The 22,853-nt window shown below is 39.7% G+C and carries 19 protein-coding genes and 3 tRNA genes; 3 read left to right on the forward strand and 19 right to left on the reverse strand.

Annotated elements, in window-relative coordinates:
- Nucleotide 1 precedes the first annotated feature (1 nt).
- From ligA to BN53_RS00880, 13 genes are all read right to left on the reverse strand, one after another.
- On the reverse strand, nucleotides 2-2,011 hold the full coding sequence (gene ligA, locus BN53_RS00820) for an NAD-dependent DNA ligase LigA (protein WP_009558975.1): 2,010 nt from the start codon (nucleotides 2,009-2,011) through the stop codon (nucleotides 2-4).
- Between the two features lie 39 nt (nucleotides 2,012-2,050).
- Nucleotides 2,051-4,291, reverse strand: coding sequence for a DNA helicase PcrA (pcrA, locus tag BN53_RS00825; protein WP_009558976.1), 2,241 nt, complete (start codon nucleotides 4,289-4,291; stop codon nucleotides 2,051-2,053).
- Nucleotides 4,292-4,379: 88 nt separating this feature from the next.
- A complete protein-coding gene (locus BN53_RS00830; protein WP_009558977.1) occupies nucleotides 4,380-5,033 on the reverse strand; it encodes a glycoside hydrolase family 73 protein in 654 nt (217 codons plus the stop codon).
- Nucleotides 5,034-5,156: 123 nt separating this feature from the next.
- A tRNA-Leu gene (locus BN53_RS00835) sits at nucleotides 5,157-5,241 on the reverse strand.
- 54 nt (nucleotides 5,242-5,295) lie between these two features.
- On the reverse strand, nucleotides 5,296-5,751 hold the full coding sequence (locus BN53_RS00840) for a SprT family protein (RefSeq protein ID WP_040537239.1): 456 nt from the start codon (nucleotides 5,749-5,751) through the stop codon (nucleotides 5,296-5,298).
- A gap of 1 nt (nucleotide 5,752) precedes the next feature.
- Entirely contained in the window at nucleotides 5,753-6,451 is a 699-nt protein-coding gene (locus tag BN53_RS00845; RefSeq protein WP_009558979.1) for a glycosyltransferase family 32 protein, read from the reverse strand.
- 8 nt (nucleotides 6,452-6,459) lie between these two features.
- The gene (locus tag BN53_RS00850; protein WP_040537234.1) at nucleotides 6,460-7,887 is read right to left on the reverse strand and encodes an oligosaccharide flippase family protein; all 1,428 of its coding nucleotides are present in this window, start codon (nucleotides 7,885-7,887) and stop codon (nucleotides 6,460-6,462) included.
- 5 nt (nucleotides 7,888-7,892) lie between these two features.
- Complete coding sequence (locus BN53_RS00855) at nucleotides 7,893-9,044, reverse strand: CDP-glycerol--glycerophosphate glycerophosphotransferase (RefSeq protein WP_009558981.1); 1,152 nt, start codon at nucleotides 9,042-9,044, stop codon at nucleotides 7,893-7,895.
- Between the two features lie 92 nt (nucleotides 9,045-9,136).
- Complete coding sequence (locus BN53_RS00860; RefSeq protein ID WP_009558982.1) at nucleotides 9,137-11,803, reverse strand: calcium-translocating P-type ATPase, PMCA-type; 2,667 nt, start codon at nucleotides 11,801-11,803, stop codon at nucleotides 9,137-9,139.
- A 182-nt stretch (nucleotides 11,804-11,985) separates the two neighbouring features.
- Complete coding sequence (gene nadE / locus BN53_RS00865; RefSeq protein ID WP_009558983.1) at nucleotides 11,986-12,816, reverse strand: ammonia-dependent NAD(+) synthetase; 831 nt, start codon at nucleotides 12,814-12,816, stop codon at nucleotides 11,986-11,988.
- A complete protein-coding gene (locus tag BN53_RS00870) occupies nucleotides 12,813-14,291 on the reverse strand; it encodes a nicotinate phosphoribosyltransferase (RefSeq protein WP_009558984.1) in 1,479 nt (492 codons plus the stop codon). The genes nadE and BN53_RS00870 overlap by 4 nt, the downstream gene beginning before the upstream one ends.
- Nucleotides 14,292-14,345: 54 nt before the next feature.
- On the reverse strand, nucleotides 14,346-15,437 hold the full coding sequence (locus BN53_RS00875; RefSeq protein ID WP_009558985.1) for a glycosyltransferase: 1,092 nt from the start codon (nucleotides 15,435-15,437) through the stop codon (nucleotides 14,346-14,348).
- A complete protein-coding gene (locus BN53_RS00880; RefSeq protein ID WP_009558986.1) occupies nucleotides 15,434-16,171 on the reverse strand; it encodes a WecB/TagA/CpsF family glycosyltransferase in 738 nt (245 codons plus the stop codon). Before BN53_RS00880 ends, BN53_RS00875 begins: the two co-directional genes overlap by 4 nt.
- A gap of 140 nt (nucleotides 16,172-16,311) precedes the next feature.
- Between BN53_RS00880 and tagD the strand changes: the two genes are divergently transcribed.
- The gene (tagD, locus tag BN53_RS00885) at nucleotides 16,312-16,698 is read left to right on the forward strand and encodes a glycerol-3-phosphate cytidylyltransferase (protein ID WP_009558987.1); all 387 of its coding nucleotides are present in this window, start codon (nucleotides 16,312-16,314) and stop codon (nucleotides 16,696-16,698) included.
- A 39-nt stretch (nucleotides 16,699-16,737) separates the two neighbouring features.
- On the opposite strand, the gene BN53_RS00890 is transcribed toward tagD, so the two are convergent.
- The 6 genes from BN53_RS00890 to BN53_RS00915 all read right to left on the reverse strand — a co-directional run bounded on the left by BN53_RS00890 (nucleotide 16,738) and on the right by BN53_RS00915 (nucleotide 21,106).
- Nucleotides 16,738-17,436: a GntR family transcriptional regulator gene (locus BN53_RS00890; RefSeq protein ID WP_009558988.1), complete on the reverse strand. Its 699-nt coding sequence runs from the start codon at nucleotides 17,434-17,436 to the stop codon at nucleotides 16,738-16,740.
- A 73-nt stretch (nucleotides 17,437-17,509) separates the two neighbouring features.
- Nucleotides 17,510-18,625: a hypothetical protein gene (locus BN53_RS00895; protein WP_009558989.1), complete on the reverse strand. Its 1,116-nt coding sequence runs from the start codon at nucleotides 18,623-18,625 to the stop codon at nucleotides 17,510-17,512.
- Nucleotides 18,626-18,747: 122 nt separating this feature from the next.
- Nucleotides 18,748-18,819, reverse strand: a tRNA-Gln gene (locus tag BN53_RS00900).
- A gap of 33 nt (nucleotides 18,820-18,852) precedes the next feature.
- Nucleotides 18,853-18,934 (reverse strand) — tRNA-Tyr (locus BN53_RS00905).
- A gap of 135 nt (nucleotides 18,935-19,069) precedes the next feature.
- On the reverse strand, nucleotides 19,070-20,239 hold the full coding sequence (locus BN53_RS00910; RefSeq protein WP_009558990.1) for a pyridoxal phosphate-dependent aminotransferase: 1,170 nt from the start codon (nucleotides 20,237-20,239) through the stop codon (nucleotides 19,070-19,072).
- A 27-nt stretch (nucleotides 20,240-20,266) separates the two neighbouring features.
- Complete coding sequence (locus BN53_RS00915) at nucleotides 20,267-21,106, reverse strand: MurR/RpiR family transcriptional regulator (RefSeq protein ID WP_009558991.1); 840 nt, start codon at nucleotides 21,104-21,106, stop codon at nucleotides 20,267-20,269.
- 175 nt (nucleotides 21,107-21,281) lie between these two features.
- On the opposite strand from BN53_RS00915, the gene BN53_RS00920 reads away from it, so the two are divergent.
- Together BN53_RS00920 and BN53_RS00925 are read left to right on the forward strand one after the other, a co-directional pair.
- Nucleotides 21,282-21,749, forward strand: a complete 468-nt coding sequence (locus BN53_RS00920) for a ribose-5-phosphate isomerase A (protein WP_009558992.1) — start codon at nucleotides 21,282-21,284, stop codon at nucleotides 21,747-21,749.
- 2 nt (nucleotides 21,750-21,751) lie between these two features.
- Complete coding sequence (locus tag BN53_RS00925) at nucleotides 21,752-22,741, forward strand: Gfo/Idh/MocA family protein (RefSeq protein ID WP_009558993.1); 990 nt, start codon at nucleotides 21,752-21,754, stop codon at nucleotides 22,739-22,741.
- Nucleotides 22,742-22,853: the final 112 nt, after the last annotated feature.

Raw genomic sequence — 22,853 nt, forward strand, 5'->3', positions numbered from 1 at the left:
ACTAATTGTTCCTCTTATCAATTTCTGCAATTGCTTCTTCTTCAGTCAACAACGGAATACCTAAGCTTTCAGCCTTGGCATATTTAGAACCGGCATCAGCTCCATAAATGACATAGTTAGTTTTCTTAGAAACTGACCCAGTAACTTTGGCGCCCAAAGCTTGCAATTTTTTAGAAAATTCGCTTCTTGAATAGTGCTCCAATTTTCCAGTCAAGACGACGGTTTGATCCTTGAAGAAGTTATCTTCCACTTCTTCAGCTTGATCAGCACCAAGATATTCCATATTTAAGCCGCTTGCCTTCAGTCGATCGATCAATTTCAATACTTCTGGTTGGGCAAAATAAGTTGTTATCGATTCAGCAATCGTCGTTCCTATTGTATCGATTGTAGCCAATTCTTGCACGGTTAAATTGGAAATCTTTTCCATATTTTTAAATTTTTGGGAAATAAGCCGTGCTGCCTTTGCACCAACATGATCAATTCCAAGACCAGTAAGCAATAATTCGACGGAATTTTTCTTAGAATTATCTAGTGCCGTCAATAAATTAGAGATTGCCTTGTCCTTGAAATGATCAAGCTGAGCCAAATCTTCTGGCGTCAATTGATACAAGTCAGCTACATTGTGAACAAAGCCCTTGGCAATCAATTGCTTGACAATCTTAGGGCCAAGGCCAGCAATATTCATAGCTGGACGAGAAGCAAAGTGGATAATTCCTTCTTCAACTTGAGCTGGGCAGGATGGATTGATGCAGCGCAAAGCCACTTCATCTTCCAAATGCACCAACTCTTCTTGGCAAGACGGACACACAGTTGGGATAACGTATTTTTCAGAATCAGCTGGTCTTTTAGCTAAAACAACTTCAGAAATTTCTGGAATAATATCGCCAGCTTTATGCAATTTAACCGTATCGCCAATTCGGACATCTTTTTGCATCAATAGGTCTGGATTATGCAAAACAGCCCTAGCTACAGTTGTACCAGCCAATTGAACTGGATCCATGACTGCAGTTGGAGTAACTACTCCAGTTCGGCCAACTGTCCATTCAATCTCGCGTACGATCGTTTCTTGTTCTTCAGGTGGGAACTTGTAGGCAATTTCCCATCTTGGAACCTTGACGGTGTTGCCAAGCTCTTGTTGCAAGCTTAAATCATCGACTTTAAGTACGATTCCATCGATACCATATGGCAAGCTGTCGCGCTTTTTTGTATATTCATCAATGTAGTCATAGACTTGATCCAAATTTTCTAATCTTTGACCAGTTTCATTGATATGGAAACCTAACTTACCCATTTCGCTAATCGCTTGATGTTGACTGGCGATATTCTCTGGTGGATTGACCCAAGTATAGATAAAGGTACTTAATTGACGCTTTTTGGTTACTTTAGCATCAAGTTGTCTTAAAGACCCAGCTGCCGCATTTCGCGGATTGGCAAAAGTTGCTAGGCCACTTTCATCACGCTCAGCATTCAGCTTGGCAAAAGCCTCCTTGCCCATATAACATTCGCCGCGAACCTCAGTAGTTAAAGGTTGCGGCAAAATTTGCGGAATATCGCTAATATACTTAGCGTTTGCCGTTACATCTTCGCCAACTGTTCCATTGCCCCGAGTTGAAGCTCGCACTAACTTGCCTTCTTCATATTCAAGCGACAAGGATAAACCATCGATCTTCAATTCAACGTTATAAGCAACTGGATGTCCAACTAGCTTTTGAATTCGCTGGTCAAATTCTGCTAGCTCTTCTTTAGAAAATACATCCCCCATCGACAGCATTGGAATAGCATGGGCAACCTTGGTAAAGTCTGAATCAATCTGGCCGCCAACTCGCTGAGTAATTGAATCAGGGGTGACTAATTCCGGAAACTCGCCTTCTAATTCAACCAAGCGGCGATATTTTTGATCGTAGACATTATCCTCTACTTCAGGCGCATCCTGTGTATAGTAAGCTTGCGCCCATTTGTCTAGCTGCAAGCGCAAGGCATTAATTTCTGTTTGTGCTTCTTTTCTTTCCATCATTTTTCCTCTGACAAAAAAATCTTCAACTACTTAAGATTATACCTTTTTAATTGGAGCAAAGGCAGCTAGAAGGCGTTTAACTCCTTTTTCTTTAAAGGCAATATCTAGTTCCAAATCTTCGCCTTCGCCCGTGATCTTGACAACTACGCCCATGCCCCAGGCCTTGTGGCTAACTTGATCGCCGACATGCCAGCCTTCTTTTTCGGCACCGACTGCACCAGAGGCCTTCTTAGCTCGAGTATAAACTTGGCTTGAAGCTGAATCTGTACTTTTGACAAATGGAGCAGTCTGAGCAGTAAAGCCAGCAGAGATAATATTTCCTGCCGTTGGATTTTCTTGATCGAGATCCTTTTCATCGATTTCTTCTAAGAATCTCGATGGTGGATTAGCTTGACTGCGACCATACATCATTCGCGTAGTAGCACTAGTTAAGTAGAGTTTGCGCTTGGCTCTAGTAATCCCAACATAAGCCAATCTGCGCTCTTCTTCGATTTGCTTTTCGTCCATCAAGGCTCTTGAAAGTGGGAAAATTCCTTCTTCCATTCCAATCAAAAAGACTACTGGGAATTCCAAACCCTTTGCAGCATGCAAAGTCATCAAATCAACTTGATTGTCGTCTTCAATGTCATCTTGATCGCTAAGCAGTGAGACTTCAGCCAAAAAGTCGCTCAATGGGTTAGAATCATCTTCTACAGGTTCATAGCGTTCATCGAATTTTTCGGTCACGCTTTGGAATTCGCTCAAGTTTTCAATTCGAGTTTCTGCTTCAATAGTATGTTCATTCTTTAAAGCAGTCACATAACCAAAGTCTTCGAGAATCTGCTGGGTTAAACCAGTTACTGAATGATCTTGAGCAAAATCAATTGCATCATGAAGCTTAGAGGCAAATTCACTAAGCTTGTTAGCTGCTCTAGTAGAAATATCTGACAAGGCAACATTATCCATTGCTTCTAGTACCGTATAGCCGTGACTATCCGCAAACGCCATCAGCTTATCAATGGTTGCTGGCCCAATTCCTCTTTTTGGCGTATTGATGATTCGGTTCAAGCTCATCGTGTCTGCTGGATTAGCGACCAATTTCAAATAAGCCATAATGTCTTTGATTTCCTTTCGGTCGTAGAACTTGTGACCACCAACAATTTGGTAAGGAATATTAGACTTGATGAAGGCTTCTTCGATCAAACGAGATTGAGCGTTGGTCCGATATAAAATTGCAAAATCCTTGTAATCTAGGCCATGCTTTTCTACTTCATCCTTGATTGTAGAAATAATGTAGTGTGATTCAGCTTCGCCAGATTGAGCCTGATAATAAGTAACTTTTTCCCCATCACCTAAATCTGTCCAAAGATTTTTATCTTTACGCTTGAGGTTATTCTTGATGACAGAGTTAGCAGCTGACAAAATATGGCCAGTTGAGCGGTAGTTTTGTTCAAGCTTAACTGTTTTGACGCCATCTTGCTTGTAATCATGCTCGAAGTTCAGAATATTTTCCATATTAGCCCCGCGCCAGCCGTAAATTGACTGGTCGGCATCCCCAACGACACAAATATTCTTATGACCAGCTGCCAACAAATGACAAAGTTCATATTGAGCTTCGTTAGTATCCTGGTACTCATCGACCAAAATGTAATGGAATTTATTTTGGTAATAGTGCAAAGTAGCCGGATCTTTTTTGAAGAGGACTAAGGTTTGCATGATCAAATCATCAAAATCCATAATCTGATCGCGCTCTAAGCGTCTTTGATATTCTGCATAAATCTTAGCAGCAGTTTTTTCATATGGAGAGCTAGCTTGTTCTTCTAACTCCTTGACTGTCATCAGCGCGTTCTTGCTGTTAGAAATTACGGACAACATTCCTCTAGGATCATAAATCTTAGGATTGATGTTTAAGTCTTTTTCAATATGCTTGATCAAGGTCAATTGCTCAGCTGAATCCGCAATTGAAAAATTATGACTATAACCGATCTTATCTGCATCCCGACGCAAAATTCTTACGCATAAAGCATGGAAGGTCGACATCCAAATGCTTTCAGCTGCCGGACCAAGCAACTTTTGTTCACGTTCGCGCATTTCATTGGCAGCTTTATTGGTGAAGGTGATGGCCAGCACATTCCAAGGTGCAACATTTTGTTCTTCAATCAAATATGCGATTCTTCTTGTTAGAACCGACGTCTTGCCGGATCCTGCACCAGCAACTACCAATAAAGGTCCCTCAGTTGTTTCTACTGCGAGCTTTTGTTGTGGATTGAGGCCGGCTAAAATTGATTCTCTACTCATTGATAATCCCCTTCACTAATATTTATATTAACTAGAACATTATAACAAAGAAAAAAGAAGTCTTTGTAAATTTCGACTTCTTTTGTAATTATTTCTCATCGTATCTGTCCAAATTGTATTCTTCGATCAAATCAATCAACTTAGAAGCATAATCTGGATCTGTTGCATAGCCATCTGTCACCAATGCCTTGGCCTGACTGCGGTAGTCTTTAGCTACTAGCACATGCTTGTATTGATTCTTATTCCAAGTAGTGCCATTTTGGAACAAGCGAGCGTGAGCTCTGATTGAAGCTTCATATGAATCATAAATTTGGAATCTCGCCTTAACTGTGATCCACTTGCCCTTAACATATTCTTTGGTCGCTAAAACGGCTGAAGTATTGGGATTGCTTCCCTTAACGCCAAATAAATTGTTATATTTTTTAGATAAGTCGCTTTGGCCATAGTCGCTTTCAAGACAAGCTTGGGCGATGGTGATGCTAGGCAATAAATCGAATTCTCGGTCCACTGTTTGAGCAATTGGGCCGATCTTAGCAATAAAGGCCTTGCGCTTTTTGAGCAGTCTTGCTTGTTCAGCTTCTCTTGCTAGCTGGGCTTGACGAATTTGCTCTTGCTGAATTGCTTGACGACGATAATGACGAAAAGCAAGCAAAGCAACTGACAAAATGATCAATACCAAAAAGGTTCTTAAAACAATTGCTAGCTTCTTTGAAGATTTTCTTTTTTTCTTTCTTTTAGCCATAAATTATTTCCTTTATCATCTTAAATACAACTATAAGTATAACATCAAACCAGCCACTTGATGAGTTCGGTCTTTGCTAGAAAAATACAAAAAAAGAGGTTGCTCACAGCAACCTCTTTTTAGTGCGGGCGAGAAGACTCGAACTTCCACGATCTAAAGCGATCACAAGATCCTTAGTCTTGCGCGTCTGCCATTCCGCCACGCCCGCGGTACCTAACTATAGTACCCTAAAAACTCATTTTATGCAAGCGATTTTTCAAATTTATTTACTTTCAAGCAAAATCAATTGACCATAACAACGCCCGCAGCGATAGCGCTCAAGGTTCAACCGCCTTGTTCTAGGATAAATTTGACCGCAACTTTGACAGCGATATAGGTAGTGAAATTTTCTTTTTCTTCTAAGCCCAATATCTGGTGCATAGCGACTGCCTCCTACTTCTTTGAGCAAGTCTTTGAAATCTTGATCGCAGTGGCGGTAACCTCGATGTGCTAAGTGCAAATGATAATGGCACAATTCATGCTTGATGATTCCAATTAGTTCAGCTCGATATTGCTCACTTAAAAAGTGGGCATTGATTTCAAGATGATGATCATCCAAATGATAGCGACCACCTGTCGTTTTGAAGCGACGATTGATCTTGACTTGATGAGTAAACGGCCTAGCAAAAAAAGCCAGCGAGATCGACTCAACCAGCTTTTGCAGTTCTTTTTGATTCAGACTAGCGGAAGAGTTTGGCATAAAGTCCCGCCTGCCTTTTAGTCTTGATTCTGGTCTTTAGTCCTGTGACAATCTTGCGCTTGAGCGGCTTTTCACCTTCCATCCAAGTACCAGTAAAAACATGGATTGTCTTAGATTGACTAGAAGGATTGCACAAAATTCCATCAGGATAGACATGAATATCATCAGCAACCATTTGTTCTTGATTGTTGGTCTTAACGCCATATTGCTTAATCAAAATTTGCGAAACAGAAACCGTATTGACGCCAGCCATTTGATCATTTTTGTCAAATTCAAAATTACGATCATCATAGTATTCCAACATTTTGGCAATTAAAGGATGATGTGGCTCTGCACCAAAGACTGCCGTAAATGGATTGTCTTTATTTTCAAATCCAACAAAAGCATGATTGTCCAATAATTCATGCAGATCATCTAGCACCAAGACATCCGTGTCTAAATAGATTCCACCCATATCATAAATTACCTTTGCTCTAATATAATCAGACACAAAGGCCCATTTTTTAGCCTTGTAAGCTTGTTCTAAGTAAGCATTTTGATGAATATCGAAATTTTCTTCGTTCCATTCAATGATTTGATAATCTTTGAGATGTTTCTGCCAAGTTTTCATACATCTTTTGATTGCATCGGATTTAGGATTGCCACCAACCCATACGTAATGAATTATTTTTGGAATCATTTTTATTTTTACTTTCTAATAATCTTTCTAACTAAGGCCAAAATATCCTGATTGAAGTCCAGCTTCATCATAAACATCAATGCCAAATAGACTACTCCCATGATAATCGATTTAAGCATCATGTTCAAAAAGGCTGACGAAATCAATTGCGGCATCAACATCCCTAGCGCTAAGGTAGCGATTGCCACCAAGAAATATTTCGGAATATCCGCAAAAACCGTCTTAAAATCATAGGCATCGCGCACGATCCAAATTCTCAATACTAGCACGACGAATTCCGTAATCAAGATCGCTACCATTGCTCCTGCAGCGGCGTAGAAATAGTCTAAAACAGATGACAAGATAATTTCTAAAACTGCCCCAATAATGACCGGAATGGCATAATCTTTGTCGCGGCGATTAGCCAAAGCAAACTGATTGGCAAAAACTCCGCCCATTGGAATCATGATAATTGTTAAAGTAAAGAAGAACATCAAGGCCGTCATTGGCACATACTTTTGACCAAAGAAAAATGGAATAAATTCTTTGGTGTTAGCCATGATAATGACGGCAAACAAGGTCCCTAAAAAAGTCGTTGCCTCAAGTGACTTCTTCATCACTTGTTTCTGCTGTTCTGCACCTTCGCTAGCCATCTTAGGCATAATTACCAAAGAGATACTAGTAATCACGCCTAAAACCATATTAGAGATCTTCTGAGCGTTGTCATAGTAGGAGACCTGCGTTGAACTTTGGAAATAGCCTAATAGTGGCTTATCAAGCGAGGTATAAATCTGCGTGGCAATCTGGGGAATCAATAGCGTAATGATTGCTCTTACAGTTTCGCGGTATTTATAAAAATGCTTTACTGGCCGACCAACATAGCGCCTAATATCAAACCAAAAGACCACTGATCCCATCATAGTAGTGATCGACATGATCAATAAATACTTCCAGAGGTCACCTGGCTTTTTGACCAAAGTCAAAATCAAAACCACGCTGGACAACTTAACCAGCGTATTTTTAAGGACAACTCGGCCAAAATCAGCCAGGCCTTGGAAAAACCAACTGATATCAATCTGTGCTGAAATCAAATAAGGAACCATTAGCAACAGGTAATTCCAGTATTGGAGCTTAAAGATGGTTGAAATAGCAACTACGAGTACAATCGTTATTAAGCCTGCGATAGCTTCAAAATACCATAAGCCCCAAAATGCCTCAGTCAAATCCTGCGGACTTCCAGTTACCCGAACTCGCGAAATTGTGCGCATGCCAATGTAAGAAATCGACAAAGCACAGAAAACCATCAAAAATTGAGTCGTATTGTTAACACTTGAGTAAATTCCATAAGTCTTGGGTCCTAAAACTCTAGACAAATATGGCACCGTGATCAATGGTACTAAGACCAAGAACACTTGATAAATCGCATTATAAACGATATTTAACAGTGTTTTTTTCACTATTATCACCTAGTTAATTTTGTCATTGCTTCAAAAAGCAGATCACAATAGTTTTTATTTTGAACTTGATTCGTAAGATCATGCCAATAATGGCGACGCTCTTGATACATTGGCTTATCCAATTCATCCAATTGCTTAACAAAATCCGCCTGGCTATAAACAACTGGACCAGGAACGACTTGTTTATAAGGTCCAAATAAGAGCCCCCGGGTCTTGTCGTATTCTTGCAAATGGTTGGCCATAAATATAATTGGTCGATCTAGTTCAAGGTAGTCAAAGTAAATCGAGGAGAAGTCCGTCATCAAAAAGTCTGTATTTGCTAATAATTCATACAAATCATGATCATTTTTGAAAAGATAATCATTATTCAAAAAGGCCAAATTTGAGTATTCAATTTCTGAAGCAGAAAATAGTTTCATCTCATAGGGATGCAACTTCACGATCAAATACTGGTGTCGCTTTTTCAAGGCCTCATTTAAAGCCTCGATCTCAAAATCATCGCTAGCAAAGAAGTTTCCTTGGCCAATCTCCTTCATAATATTGTCGTCCTCTAATTCATACCTAAAAGTTGGCATGTAGATTCCTATTTTGGCTTGATCATCAGCTAAACCAAACAAGTCTTGCAACAATTGCTTGCGCGTAATTGGGCTAGTTTTTAAGTAATCCAATCTTGGAAAACCAGTCTTTTGATATTTCTGAGCTTCAACGCTAACACAAGAGCTCATCAAAGTTTCATACAAGTCAGAACTTGACGCAATCAAGTCAGCATTTTTATGCCATAACTTGGCATTGCGTTGATTGTCCTTATGACGAGTATTACTGGCCATAATACCCATGCGTTTGAGCGGAAAACCATGCCACAACTGAACGTTGACTTGACTAGCATGAATTTTAAAAGGTTGGTGGGTGGTAACCACATACTTAGCTGCTGCAATCTTCTTCCAGCTAGACCATGGCAAATGAGATGATGGCCAGGGTTCAACTAAAGTCACCTGATACTCAGGATGCTTTTCTTGAAGATATTTATAAAATAAATAGCCATTAGAACCCGATCTTCCTGCTCCATTCAAAATTACAACTTGCTTGTCTTTGATCGCTACAAAATGTCCTAGCAGCCTCATCAGCTGCAAATATAATCTAAACAATACGCTTTTCATTGACGTCTATTTTACCTTCCCGTTTTTCACTTATTTAAGAGTACAAAAAAAGGATTGAATAACTCAACCCTTTTTCCTTAAATTTTGAAAAATTATTCTTTTCCTAATTTGCGTTGGAAAAGCTTTACGACTTCGACAATGACGATCATTGCAACACCTGCACAGAGGACTACCAACCATTGTACAGGATCAAGTTCAGTTACGTCGAAGAACTTAGTCATAAATGGGATTTCAACAGCTGACATAATAATAGCAGCTAAAACAATCGCACCGTTAAACCACTTGTTTGACCAAGTGCGCTTGCGGAAGATTGATTGGTGGATGTACTTGGAATTGATTGCATGGAAGAGTTGAATCAAACCTAAAGTCAAGAAAGCCATAGTCAATGCATCACCATGTTGCAAGCTAGGTTCGTTGACATGTGGTCCGACATGCAAACCAATTTGGTAGGCGCTTAAAACTAATACACCTTCCAAGATACCTTGGTAAATAATTGAGCTAGCTACCCCACCACTGAAGAAGTTAGACTTGCGCCCACGTGGCTTGCGATCCATAATTCCGTCTTCAATTGGTTCAATACCCAAAGCAATAGCTGGCAAAGTATCAGTTACCAAGTTGATCCATAGAAGTTGAACTGGAGCCAAAATATCCCAGCCAAGCATGGTCATCATGAAGACAGTCAACACTTCACCAACGTTACAGCTCATCAAGTAAAGAATGGCTTTTTGAATGTTGCTGAAGACTTTACGGCCTTGCTTAACAGCTTCAACAATTGTAGCAAAGTTGTCATCTGCCAAAACCATATCTGCAGCACCCTTTGATACTTCTGTACCAGTGATACCCATACCGATACCGATATCTGCTTGCTTCAAACTTGGCGCATCGTTAACACCGTCACCAGTCATGGCAACGATCTTGCCATTAGCTTGCCATGCCTTAACAATTCTTACCTTGTGTTCTGGAGAAACGCGGGCATAAACATTGTAATCGCCAACGTGCTTAATGAAGTAATCGTCGTCTAATTCATCAAGTTGAGCACCAGTCAAGACTCTTTCATCATGACCTGCTTCCAGAATGCCCAATCTTTCCGCAATTGCTTGAGCAGTTACTTGGTGGTCACCAGTAATCATAACTGTTCTAATACCAGCACGATGTGCTTCTGCTACAGCATCTCTAGCTTCTGGACGTTCTGGGTCGATCATTCCGACTAAGCCAGCAAAGATCAATTCTTGTTCAACATTGTCAGTAGTTGGATCATCATAAGTATTGTCAACTACCTTGTAAGCAAGACCCAACACTCTCAAAGCTTGCTTAGCTAGCTTTTGGTTAGTAGCTAAAATTTCTTCCTTAGCATCGTCAGTAATTGGCCTTACGTGTCCATTAATTTCAACTGAAGCTACGCGCTTGAGCAATTCGTCAGGTGCACCCTTAACAGCAACGAAGTACTTATCGCCGTATTGGTTAACCGTACTCATCAACTTACGTTCTGAGTCAAATGGAACTTCTTGCACACGCTTGTAAGTATCAAGCATCTTGAAGACATCAATCTTTTGATCAAAAGCGTATTGAATCAATGAAGTTTCAGTCGGGTCACCAAGAAGACTATTGCTGCTTTCAATCTTAGTATCGTTAGCCAAAACCATGGCCATCAAAGCAGGGTTAGCTTGATCGATTGCAACCTTGTTGTCAACTAACTTTTTATCGTAGAAAAGTTGTTCAACAGTCATCTTATTTTGAGTTAAAGTACCAGTCTTATCTGAACAAATAATGTCAGTTGCACCTAAAGTTTCAACTGCAGGCAACTTTCTAACGATAGCCTTGTGCTTGGCCATAGTTTGCGTACCTAAGGCCAAGATAATAGTTACGATTGCAGGCAAACCTTCTGGAATAGCTGCAACGGCCAAAGAAACAGCAACCAAGAACATGTTGATCAATAAGGCAGAATTGCGATCAGCAGGACTTGCCTTAAGCACTCCAACAGCGAAGACAAAGACACAGATAAGTAAGATCATAATTGTCAAAGTCTTACCTAATTGGTTCAAGTTCTGCTTCAAAGGAGTATCAGTTTCGTCAGCTTCATTCAACATAGTTGCGATCTTACCGACTTCTGTATCCATACCAGTCTTGATAACAATACCTTCGGCACGACCGTAAGTTACGTTAGTGCTTGAAAAAGCAAGGTTAACGCGTTCTGCTAATGGAACGTCTTTTTCAGTCAAAGTTTCGCTATTCTTTTCAACCGGAACTGATTCACCAGTCAAAGCTGCTTCTTCAATCTTCAAGCTGTGAGCTGACACCAAACGCAAGTCAGCTGGAACAACATCCCCAGCTTCAAGCATAACAAGGTCACCTGGTACAAGATCTGTACTTGGGATCTCGATTACCTTGCCATCGCGCTTGACGTGAGCACTTGGTGTAGCCATTTCTTTCAAAGCTTCAATTGCTGCTTCTGAGCGAGCTTCTTGGATTACCCCCAAAACAGCATTCAAGATTACTACGATCATGATGATCGCTGCATCAGTCCACTCACCAGCAACGACACCAGATAAGATTGCTGCTGCAATCAAGACGATAATCATGAAATCTTTAAATTGATCCAAGAAACGCATGAACATGCTTTTCTTTTGCTTAGCTGCTAATGCATTAGGACCATGTTCAGCCAATCTCTTCTTGGCTTCTTGACTACTTAAACCATCTGTAGTTGAAGTAGTTAGTTCTTTTGCGATGTCATTAGCATCTTGATCATAAAAGTTCTTCAATTAAAACCACATCCTTTATACAAAAAAAGAGACTCACATGCATAATGCACATAAGTCTCACCATTTCAGATAAGTCCAGAAGATTGATCTTCGGTTGTTGAACTTATCGCAATTGCTTGCTGTTACTCCCTTATGATAGGAATAATTATATTAAAAAAAGCAATTATATTCAAGTTTTTGGTTTACTTTTTGTAGAAATCGTCAAAGACTGTGACAGGTAAATGACGCTTGTGTTCACTCTTAGCCCACAATTTTTCGATTTGCTCGGCTGCTTTTTCAGGTACTTCTCTACCTTCCAAGTAGTCGTCTACTTCTTCATAAGTTACTCCTAAGGCTACTTCATCTGGAAGAGATGGACGATCTTCTTCAAGATCAGCTGTTGGTGCCTTAAGATATAAGTGTTCTGGGCAGCCTAATTCTTTAAGCATTTGCTTACCTTGACGCTTGTCTAAGCGAAATAGTGGGGTCAAATCAGCTGCACCATCACCGTACTTAGTGTAGAAACCACTGAAGTTTTCGGCAGCATGGTCAGTTCCAACCACTGCACCCTTGTTTGCACCAGCAATTGCATATTGAACGACCATTCTTTGTCTGGCCTTGATATTTCCTTTATTGAAGTCGGTGATCTTTTGACCAGTTGCTTCGACAGCTTTCACCATTGCATCAACTGGTTCTTTGATATTAACAATCAAATCTTGGTCTGGATGTTGAAAATCAACCGCATCTTGAGCGTCCTGGGCATCAGCTTGAACGCCATATGGCAATCTAACAGCAATAAATTGATATGATTCATCGCCAGTTTCTTGGCGCATTTCTTCAATAGCCATTTGACAAAGCTTACCAGTCAAAGTTGAATCTTGACCACCAGAAATTCCCAAAACATATGACTTCAAAAATGGATTTGCCTTCAAATAATCCTTCAAAAAGTCGATTGAACGACGAATTTCCTTTTTAGGATCAATTTCTGGCAAAACATGTTCGTAAGCAACTATCTTCTTTTGTAACTCTCTCATTGGCTAATGCCTCTTTCCCTAATCTTACGTCGGATGTCTTGAATGAGGTTCATCTTGCTCTCGTATAAATCTTGAGATAGGTCAACAGGATACTCTTGTGGATTCAAACTCCGCTTGTATTCATCCCAAAGGCCATCGAGATTTTCTGCAGCAAAATCACGAATTTCATTCAAGCTAGGTTCATTGTAAACCAGTTTTCCGTCTATAAAAATATCTTGAAGCAACGGAATTGCTGTGTAATCAGTTACAACCTTGTTGATGTAAGTGTATTGTGGATGGAACATAAATAAAGCTTGGTACTTACGTGGATCTTCATCTGAACGAGCAATCCAATCGCCTTCGTTCTTCTTAGCAGTATTAGCGCTAATTCTCCAAACTTGCTTCTTACCTGGAGTTGAAACCTTGATTGCATTTGAAGAAATCTTCAAAGTATCGTGCATTTGACCATTATCATCTTCCATTGAAACCAACTTGTAAACTGCACCCAAGGCTGGTTGATCATAAGCAGTGATAAATTTAGTACCAATTCCCCAAACGTCAATCTTTGCCCCTTGCATCTTTAAGTTAGTAATAGTAGTTTCATCAAGGTCATTAGAAGCAAAAATCTTGGCATCAGGATAGCCAGCGTCATCTAATTCTTTGCGCACCTGCTTAGAAATGTAAGCCATGTCGCCAGAGTCGATTCTAACGCCTAAGAAATTGATCTTGTCTCCCATTTCATTAGCCACTTTAATCGCGTTTGGCACGCCACTTCTTACAGTATCGTAAGTGTCAACCAAAAATACGCAGTCGCGGTGGGTTTCAGCGTAGGCTTTGAAAGCTTCATATTCTGATCCAAAAGCTTCAACTAAAGAATGAGCATGCGTACCTGAGATAGGAATGCCAAACAACTTACCGGCACGAACATTACTCGTAGAATCAAAACCACCAATATATGAAGCTCTTGCACCCCAAATAGCAGCATCTGCTTCTTGAGCCCGGCGAGAACCAAATTCCATCAATGCATCCCCGTCAACAGCTAATTTGATTCTAGCCGCCTTAGTTGCAAGCAAAGTCTGGAAATTGATTACGTTTAAAATGAAAGTTTCTACCAATTGGCATTGAGCAAGTGGACCTTCAACTTGCATCAATGGTTCATTAGCAAAAACTAATTCCCCTTCACGCATTGAGCGAATACTCAACTTCAATTCAAGATTGCGCAAGTATTCAATGAAGTCATCATCATAATTTTGCGTTTCTTTCAAATATTCTAGGTCGCTTTCTTTGAATTTAAGCTTTTCAAGATAGCGAATTACCCGCTCTAGTCCAGCATAAATTGCAAAGCCGTTACCAAAAGGTTCTGTTCGATAAAAAGCTTCAAAAACCGCATTTCTATCAGCAATTCCCTTTTTAAAGTAGCTGTACATCATGTTGATTTCGTACAAGTCAGTATGTAAAGCTAGCGAATCTTCCTTATCAAAATCTGTATAAATCATTATATATTCCTCATATCACTATTATTGTGACCTATTATACTCGTTAAATGCAGACTAGTTCAAGCTTCGATAAACTTGCAAGATCGAAGCAAGTTGCCTTTCAAGTGAAAAGTTTTCGCTCACATAGGCTTTTTCTCTTTGAGCCATTTCTTCTAATTGATTTTGCGGCATCGCAATAGCTGCTCGAAGTTGCTGGGCAATTGATGAAATGTCACCATTTTTGGCAATAAAGCCATGATCAGAATCTGGGATCATCTTCTCAATGTCGCCAACTTCAGTCGATAAAATTGGCACCAAATTGTCGCTTGCTTCCAAAAGAACCAATGGAAAGCTTTCAGAATAAGAAGTCAAAACTGCCAAATTCATTCGCCGATAAAGGTTTTTAAGTTGTTTTTGACTCATAAAACCGTGAAAAGTGATCTGTGGCGAAATTTCCAGCTGCCGAGCCAAAGACTTCAAGGCTTCTAATTGACTGCCATCTCCTGCAATATGCAATCTAATATGGGGATCATCTAGCTCTTTTAGTGCCCTTAGCAATAAATCCTGCCCCTTAACTTTCTCAGCTCTAGCAACATTAATGATATTAAAGTACATATGTTCATATTTAGCTGGAACATCGCTAGCTCCATGGAAAAAGATTCCGTTGTAAATTACATGCACCTTTTCGGGGTTTAAACCAACTTTTTTGATTAATAAATTAGCAAAACGCTTAGTCACTGCAAAAATGCAGTCAGCCTTCTTTAAAGCACGAAGATTGAGCTTAGTAAACATTTTGCCCTTCCAGCCGCGACCCTCAAAGTCCAAGTATGGATCTGAGTGAACTGTAATGCACCACTTTGCTGCAATTTTTTTATGAATTAACGACAAAAATAAATTTGCTCTTGCCCCGTGGGTATGAACGATCTCATAGCCACCATCATTAATAAACGCTTTTAATTTTTTCAAAATCGATAAATCATAGCGACTGCTTGTTCCTAAAGTATAAGTCCTAATCCCAGCCTCCCTTGCCGCTTTAGCAACCGGGCCTTCGCTTAGCGTAAGCAAGGTGAAATCTTGCTTTTCCTGTTTAGCTTCCTTTAACAGATTGACGATATGAGACAAGCCACCGCCATTTTCCAGACCAGCATTAATATGCAAAATCTTCATCGAGTTCTTTTTCCTCTCTTTGATTGTTGAACTTTAATTACAAATCTTGGCAAAACCAGCATTCTACCAAATCGACTTGGATTCCTGATTAGTCGATAGAACCATTCTAAATGGGCCTTTTGAAAGGCTTCGGGTGCTCTTTTGACTTTGCCAGAGAAAACATCAAAGCTTCCTCCAACGCCCATCATTAAAGCAGGCACTTCTTCTTTGCGCAAAATTGAAAGGAGCTTTTCTTGCTTAGGAAAACCTAATGCCGCAAAAACCAAATCAGGCTTAGTTCTAGCAATGCGATTGGCAACTAAATCTAAGTCTTCGGTAAAGTAGCCATTTTCAGCACCAACTAATTCAATACCAGAATATTGACCCGCAATTTTAGCTTGAACAGCATGAATTACGCCAGGCTTTGCCCCAATTAAATATACGCGTAGCTTGCGCTGATCTGCTACTTTCATCAGCCAAACAAACAAGTCGTAGCCTGTTACTCTTTCTGGCACAGGGTCTTTAAGCATTTGGCTGGCCTTGACGATTCCAATTCCATCTGGGGTAATATAGTCTGCGTCTTCTTTTAGGACCTTCATAAATTCTGGATTTTCATTGGCAGCCATTACAATTTCTGGATTGGCCGTTACTACAAAAGTTGACTTATGGTTCTCTATTCTTTCTATAAATTTTTCTTGAAATTGCTGCGAAGTCATTTTATCAAAATTTACTCCTAGCACATTTACCTTACTCATTGTTTCCCTACCTCAAATATTTTTTCTTTCATTTTATCAAAAGCAAGTCGCTCTGCAATTAAGTTTTATTTTTCTTCATACATTCTTTTAAAACTGTGATAAGATAATTGCGACACAGAATACGAGGATTTATATTTATCATGAAAAAAGTAATTACTTATGGAACATTTGACCTGCTTCATTATGGGCATGTTCGCTTGCTCAAACGAGCTAAAGAATTGGGTGACTATTTAATCGTCGCCTTATCAACCGACGAGTTCAATGAATTCAAGAAACATAAAGAAGCCTACAATAGCTATGCAGAGCGTAAATATATTCTTGAAGCCATTAGATATGTCGATGAAGTTATTCCCGAAAAAGATTGGGACCAAAAGATCGAAGACGTTCAAAAATATCAGATCGATACCTTTGTCATGGGAGACGACTGGAGAGGCAAATTCGACTTTCTTAAGCCTTATTGCGAGGTTGTCTATTTGCCAAGAACGCCAGGAATTTCTACTACTAAAATCAAATCTGATCTGAAATAAAACAAGGAGCCAGCAATTTTCAAGCTGACTCCTTATTTGTTATTTTGAAAAAGTAAATTCAAATCTTTCGGCTACATAGCGAGCTCTAGTATATTCAAAAGGCTTGCCAGTTGAAAGTTCTGTCACCTGTCTTCTGGTGATCAAGGCTTCGCCCTTCTTTACTTCTAATAGCTTAGCATCATTTTCATTAGCAATTGCGGCTGAGATATGTTCAGTAACTTGCCCAACTTCGTAGCCATTCTTACTCAAAGTCTCATACAAGTGCGTTGAAATATCTGACTTAGAAAGTCCTTCAACTAATTGATAAGGAATCGTAACCACTTCATGACAAATTGGCACTTGATCTGCGTATCTAATTCGCTCCATACGCAAGATCCTACTTTCTTCATCTAAGCCTAAGCGCTCTTTTTCTGATAGAGATGGTTGTCCAACCTTGTAAGAAATTAACTTGCTCGAAGGTAGCTGACCATTGGCTTGCATAATTTCAGTGAAAGACATAATTCCTGACATCTTTTCCTGAACTTTTCTGCTTGCGACATAAGTCCCGCTACCTAACCGTCTTTCAAGAATGCCTTCATCTTCCAAAGTCTTGATTGCTTGACGCAAAGTCATTCTTGAAACGCCGAATTCAACTGCTAATTGTCTTTCGGCCGGAATTCGGTCGCCAACATTATATACGTGTTCTTCAATATCACGTTTAATTTGATTATGGATCTTAATGTACATTGGTTCTTCCATCAACTACACCCCCACTTTCAATCTAATTATAAAATAAATTGGTCTAGATTGCATGTATAAGTATCAAAAAACGTTAATCCTTTTTAAAGGACCAGCTTACGCCGAATATTTTAACATTTGGTTCCCGGTTACTGGTAATTTCTAGGTCTGGCTGATCGCTGGCAGCAACGTTGGCCCGAAAATTTGCCTCATCAAACACAGCAATCTTGGCTTCATTGGCATTCAAAATCAGATCCTGCCCGGTCAATCTGGAGTGTTTGTTTAAGGCCAAATAATATTCAAAGCTTTGATTGCCGCTAAAGTTAACTCTAGTTGCATCTATCCAAGCATGATCTTGCAAATCTGTATGAGACAAAATGCTACAAGAAAATGCCGTTAGCTTCGCCTGATCAAGTGCCAAAAGTCTATCAACAATCGTATTTTGCATAATTACTCTGGTCAAATTTTCTAAACTTAAACCGCCTTTGATTTGGCAGCCAACAATATTAGCCCAGCAGCGATCACTAATAATCATACAAGTGTCCTCCGTTGAACTTATCTCAGTATTAAGCAGATTAAGCCAAGTCTGGCCATTCAAAGCTAGAGAATCTAGACGAGAATTATTGATATTGAACTCAATATTGGCGCTAGAAAAAGTATTGGTTGACCCACGAACTTCCGAATTGTTGATAATTGCCGTTCCTCTACCTTCAATTGCTAAAGCGCAAAAGTCATCAGACTGATAATCGATCAAGGAATCATTCATCTCCAAGCGAAAATCCGTATCCGCAAAAATAGATACCGATCCATTAATAATCTTGGTTGAGTACAATTCAAGCGTAATTTTTCCATTTAAGGCAATTGCTGCTGTTTCTGTTGCGGCAGCTTTGACAATACAATTGCGCAAACTCAAATAGCCATCCATATCATAAGGTACGTATAAGCTATTGTTATCAGTCAAGGTATTGATACATAAATTTTCTAAAGTTACGAATCTACTACCTTCAGCGATACCAATATAGCCTAAGATAGTCGTATCCTCAGGAACTGCTCCAGTCCCTTTAATAGTTATGTCGGCTAGGTTTACACCCTGAGGCAATTCATAAAATCCCGGCTGCAAGAAGATCACATCGTCTGCCTGCAAATCTTTGATAGCTTGATTTAGACTAATGCAACCACCACTAGAGCCTACTTTAATAATTCTTGGCAAACTAAAAAACCTCGCTTTATCTAGTTACCTTATATTTTACATTTTTTACGTACGAAAAAAAGAAACAAGCTCAAAGCGAGCTTGTTTCAATTCGGGTTGGGTTGTTCAAAATTTAGAACATATTGGGTTAGCTGGATTCGAACCAGCGCATGACGGTACCAAAAACCGTTGCCTTACCACTTGGCTATAACCCAGTGCCAGTCGAATTTTTACTTGTCATTCGACAATGGAGGAGGGTGGATTCGAACCGCCGAACTCAGAGAGAACGATTTTACAGACCGTCGCGTTTAGCCACTTCGCTACTCCTCCGTAATGCACGTTTATTATAATAACAAGCATCGAGTGAAAATGCAAGCCCTTTTTGCAAAAATTATTTTTCACTTCAATTTAGAAAGCAAAACCCCTCGAAATAATGATTCGAGGAGTTTTAGAGTTGCTATAGAATTATTGTTTTTGACTAACAAACTTCTTGATTCGCTCAAGACCGCGCCTGATTTCTGATAAAGAAATGGCATAAGACAAACGAATATATCCTTCTCCACCCTTGCCAAAATATGATCCGGCTGTCACCGCAACGCCGGCTTCATCAGCTAGTTGGTAGGCTAACTTTTCATCATCTTGCTCTAAAGTGGCTGGAATCTTAGCAAAAATGTAGAAGGCTCCTTGTGGATCGATGCATTCAAAGCTAGCTTCTCTTAAACCGGCTAAAAGTACATCGCGACGCTTTTGGAATTCTTGTTTCATTGGCAAGACATCATCTAAGCCATTCTTAAAGGCTTCCTGGGCTGCATCTTGCATTGGCGTTGGTTCAGTAGTGGCAATGGCTTGATGGACTTTAGCAATTTGGGTCAAAACTGCTTTTGGCGCTGCCAAAATACCAATTCGATAGCCAGTCATGGCCCAGGCCTTAGATACGCCGTTCATCAAGATCACTTGATCATGCAAAGTTTTTTCAATTGAAGCGTGCTTGCCTTCATAGACAAGTTCGCTATAAATTTCGTCAGCTAAGACAAAAATCGGCTTACCTCTGACCACATCAGCTAATGCATCAAGTTCTGCTTGACTATAAACCACGCCAGTTGGATTAGACGGATAATTTAAAACCAAAATCCGTACCTTATCGCCGTACTTATTTATTTCAGCTTGCAATTTTTCTGGCGTCAACTTAAAGTCACTGTCGCTTGTTTCAATCTCAACAACTTGTGCTCCTAGAAAAGCTGCATCCCCCATGTAAAGAGAAAAGGCTGGCGTAGGTACTAAAACGACATCTCCTGGATTTAAAACCGCAGTCATCAAATCATAGATTGATTCAGTTACGCCATTAGTAACCAAAATTTCATCAGCTGAATAATGTTGGTCATATTTTTTAGCCAAAAAGTCAGCTGCTGCCTGCTTCAAGCCAGGAGTACCGTTAGACGGCGCATAGTGTGATCGATCTGCATCGATGCTTCTCTTAGTTGCTTCCTTAATATGAGTTGGCGTTGCAAAATCTGGTTCGCCAATATTGAATTTGACGATATCTGCAATTTGATTGGCATAGGCTCCAAAAGCCAAAATTTTTCCTGGGGCTTGTTCAACTAAGCCCTTTTTCATGTATTTGGTTAAATCTACCATCTTAACACCTACGTTCTACCGCAATTACTAGATTTTTTGACCTGAAATCAATCTTTCATGATCTTTTATATTATTAATTTTACTCTCATCACGTTTGATGAGCAATAAAAACAACGCTTCAATCATCGTAAAGGCTGTCACACGCGAGAAGTAATATTGCGTCTGCAAAATTCCCTGTCTAACTCCAGTTCTAAGATGGTAGTCGCTAGCCATACCAATTGGAGAATCAGGTCGATTGGTTACAGCGATAATCTTCATGCCCTTTTGCTTAGCAACAGCGACTTCTTGCAATAAAGCAGCTGATTCACCGGAATTAGAAATCACCAAGAGACAGTCCTGATCGGTCAAGTTCATGCTTTGTGCAATTGCAGTTTCTACATTTCCGCCAGAGGCAAAAGCCAAAATGCCAATCTGGTTAAACTTATACACAGCATCAGCTGCAACTGGATAAGTATCGCCTTCTGCACTAACTTGAATGAGGCGACTAGTTTCTAATAAATGCAAAACCGCCTGCAAAGTTTCAGTATCAACTTTAGATAGAGTAGTTTCTATTTCTGCTAACTTATTAGCTTGAATCTTGGCTAAGGCTGCTTGCAAGTCATCTTTAGGGATACTGGTTAATGATTCACTTTCCTTCAATCCGCCAAGTTGAGCTAGTTGAATCTTGAGTTCATGGAATCCCTTCAAGCCCAAGTTGCGACAAAATCTAGAAACAGATGCATCTGATACCCCAGCCTTCTTGGCTAATTCTGAAATTGTATCATTAATAATTCCTCTTGGATTAGTCAAAATTACTTGAGCGATTTTTTGATCGGTTTGTGACATAGCCGGCAAGCGACTATTAAGTTCGTCAATTAAATTAGTCATGCTTAACCTACTTTCTTTTCTGTTACAAATAATTATATTCTTGGTAAATAATTTTCACAAATTCAAAGTAAGGAAATTTTTTTCAATAAAACTATTGACTGTAAATAATTTTCACACTACTATATCTGTGTAAACAATTTTCAGATGATTAACGACAAAAAGGTAGGTGTTCATCTTGTCAATCATTAGCGACTATGCGAGTCAGCTGATTGAGCCTAATATGAGCGTCAGTCTAGGCGGCGGGCATAATGTCTTTGACTTAGCCAAAATAATCAAGGATAAAGGCCTAGACCAAACAACTGAGCTATATTCACCTAGTGAAAAGATTAGCCAGCAATTGGATCCTAAAATTCCGCTCTGTCTGGAAATAGCTGAGCCTGCTTTAGATCAAATACTAAAACTAGCTGAATTGCTCGGCTTAGATGCACAAGTTCGCATGGCTCAAGCAACAGCAACCTATTCTCGCAGCCCTTTAGGCAATCTTTTTGTCGATCTTTATGCATCATCTTGGCAAGATATTGTTGCTATCGAAAACAAGTTAGTTAAAGAAAATGGCGTCATCAGCAGTTCGCTTTTTGCAAATTTAGTTACCGGCGTCATTAGCGAAAAGAATCAAACTGGATTTATTTTTAAAGGAGAATAATTATGACTAAGTATAATTGGGGAATCATCGGTACTGGTTGGATTGCACACGAAATGGCAGATGCCTTGAACAAGGTCAACGGTGAAATCTATGCCGTAGCTGACGTTAACGAAGAAATGCTTAAGAAGTTTGCACAAGAAAAGCACATTGATCGTACCTTCACTAATCCTGATGAAATGATCAATGATCCAGCAATCGACATCATCTACATTGCTACGCCTCACACTTTCCACTACGAATACATCAAGAAGGCTTTAAATGCTGGTAAGCATGTCTTTGCTGAAAAAGCCATTACAGTCAACGCTAAGCAATTTGATGAAGTTGAACAATTAGCTAAGGAAAAAGGCCTCATCTTAACTGAAGGCTTCACCCTTTACCACATGCCAATTTACCAAAAGGTCTTAGAAATGATCAAAGATGGTAAGCTCGGTCAAATCAAGATGATTCAAGTTAACTTTGGTAGCTTGAAGGATTACGACCCAAAGAACCGTTTCTTCAACAAAGACTTAGCCGGTGGTGCCTTGCTTGATATCGGCGGCTATGCAACTGCTTTTGCCAGAACCTTCTTGTCAGCTACTCCTGAAAGTATTCTAACCACTGTAAAGTTCTTTGAAACCGGCGTTGACGAACAATCAGGTATCATCTTGAAGAACTCCAAGGATGAAATGGCAGTTATGGCTTTGTCAATGCGTGCTAAGCAACCAAAGCGTGGCGTAGTTTCTGGTACCAAGGGTTACGTCGAAATCAGCAACTACCCACGTGCAGTTGAAGCAGATATTACTTATACTTCTGATGCTCATGGCGAAACTCACGAAAAGATCATTGCTGGTGACAGCGCTAAAGCTTTGGAATACGAAGTTGCTGATATGCAACGCTATATTGAACAAGGTCACGATGATGGTCAACTTGCCTTGTCACGCGATGTTGCCCACATCTTGAATAGCGTTAGAACCTCATGGGGCATGAAGTTCCCATTTGAGGATCAAGACTAATTTTTCAAAAACCAATCCAAAAAAAAGAAAGTCGAAATAATTCGGCTTTCTTTTTTATTTTGGGATATTTCGTATTCTTTATACTATCTGTTGTTTTTCTTTTCAGTTGTAT

The organism is Lactobacillus pasteurii DSM 23907 = CRBIP 24.76 (assembly GCF_000297025.1).
Classification (GTDB): domain Bacteria; phylum Bacillota; class Bacilli; order Lactobacillales; family Lactobacillaceae; genus Lactobacillus; species Lactobacillus pasteurii.

What these genes read in the sequence shown, in the direction of transcription:
- ligA (WP_009558975.1), bottom strand. Translation starts at nt 2,011, where the DNA reads ATGGAAAGAAAAGAAGCACAAACAGAAATTAATGCCTTGCGCTTGCAG.
- pcrA (WP_009558976.1), bottom strand. Translation starts at nt 4,291, where the DNA reads ATGAGTAGAGAATCAATTTTAGCCGGCCTCAATCCACAACAAAAGCTC.
- BN53_RS00830 (WP_009558977.1), bottom strand. Translation starts at nt 5,033, where the DNA reads ATGGCTAAAAGAAAGAAAAAAAGAAAATCTTCAAAGAAGCTAGCAATT.
- BN53_RS00845 (WP_009558979.1), bottom strand. Translation starts at nt 6,451, where the DNA reads ATGATTCCAAAAATAATTCATTACGTATGGGTTGGTGGCAATCCTAAA.
- BN53_RS00855 (WP_009558981.1), bottom strand. Translation starts at nt 9,044, where the DNA reads ATGAAAAGCGTATTGTTTAGATTATATTTGCAGCTGATGAGGCTGCTA.
- nadE (WP_009558983.1), bottom strand. Translation starts at nt 12,816, where the DNA reads ATGAGAGAGTTACAAAAGAAGATAGTTGCTTACGAACATGTTTTGCCA.
- BN53_RS00870 (WP_009558984.1), bottom strand. Translation starts at nt 14,291, where the DNA reads ATGATTTATACAGATTTTGATAAGGAAGATTCGCTAGCTTTACATACT.
- BN53_RS00875 (WP_009558985.1), bottom strand. Translation starts at nt 15,437, where the DNA reads ATGAAGATTTTGCATATTAATGCTGGTCTGGAAAATGGCGGTGGCTTG.
- BN53_RS00880 (WP_009558986.1), bottom strand. Translation starts at nt 16,171, where the DNA reads ATGAGTAAGGTAAATGTGCTAGGAGTAAATTTTGATAAAATGACTTCG.
- tagD (WP_009558987.1), top strand. Translation starts at nt 16,312, where the DNA reads ATGAAAAAAGTAATTACTTATGGAACATTTGACCTGCTTCATTATGGG.
- BN53_RS00890 (WP_009558988.1), bottom strand. Translation starts at nt 17,436, where the DNA reads ATGGAAGAACCAATGTACATTAAGATCCATAATCAAATTAAACGTGAT.
- BN53_RS00910 (WP_009558990.1), bottom strand. Translation starts at nt 20,239, where the DNA reads ATGGTAGATTTAACCAAATACATGAAAAAGGGCTTAGTTGAACAAGCC.
- BN53_RS00915 (WP_009558991.1), bottom strand. Translation starts at nt 21,106, where the DNA reads ATGACTAATTTAATTGACGAACTTAATAGTCGCTTGCCGGCTATGTCA.
- BN53_RS00925 (WP_009558993.1), top strand. Translation starts at nt 21,752, where the DNA reads ATGACTAAGTATAATTGGGGAATCATCGGTACTGGTTGGATTGCACAC.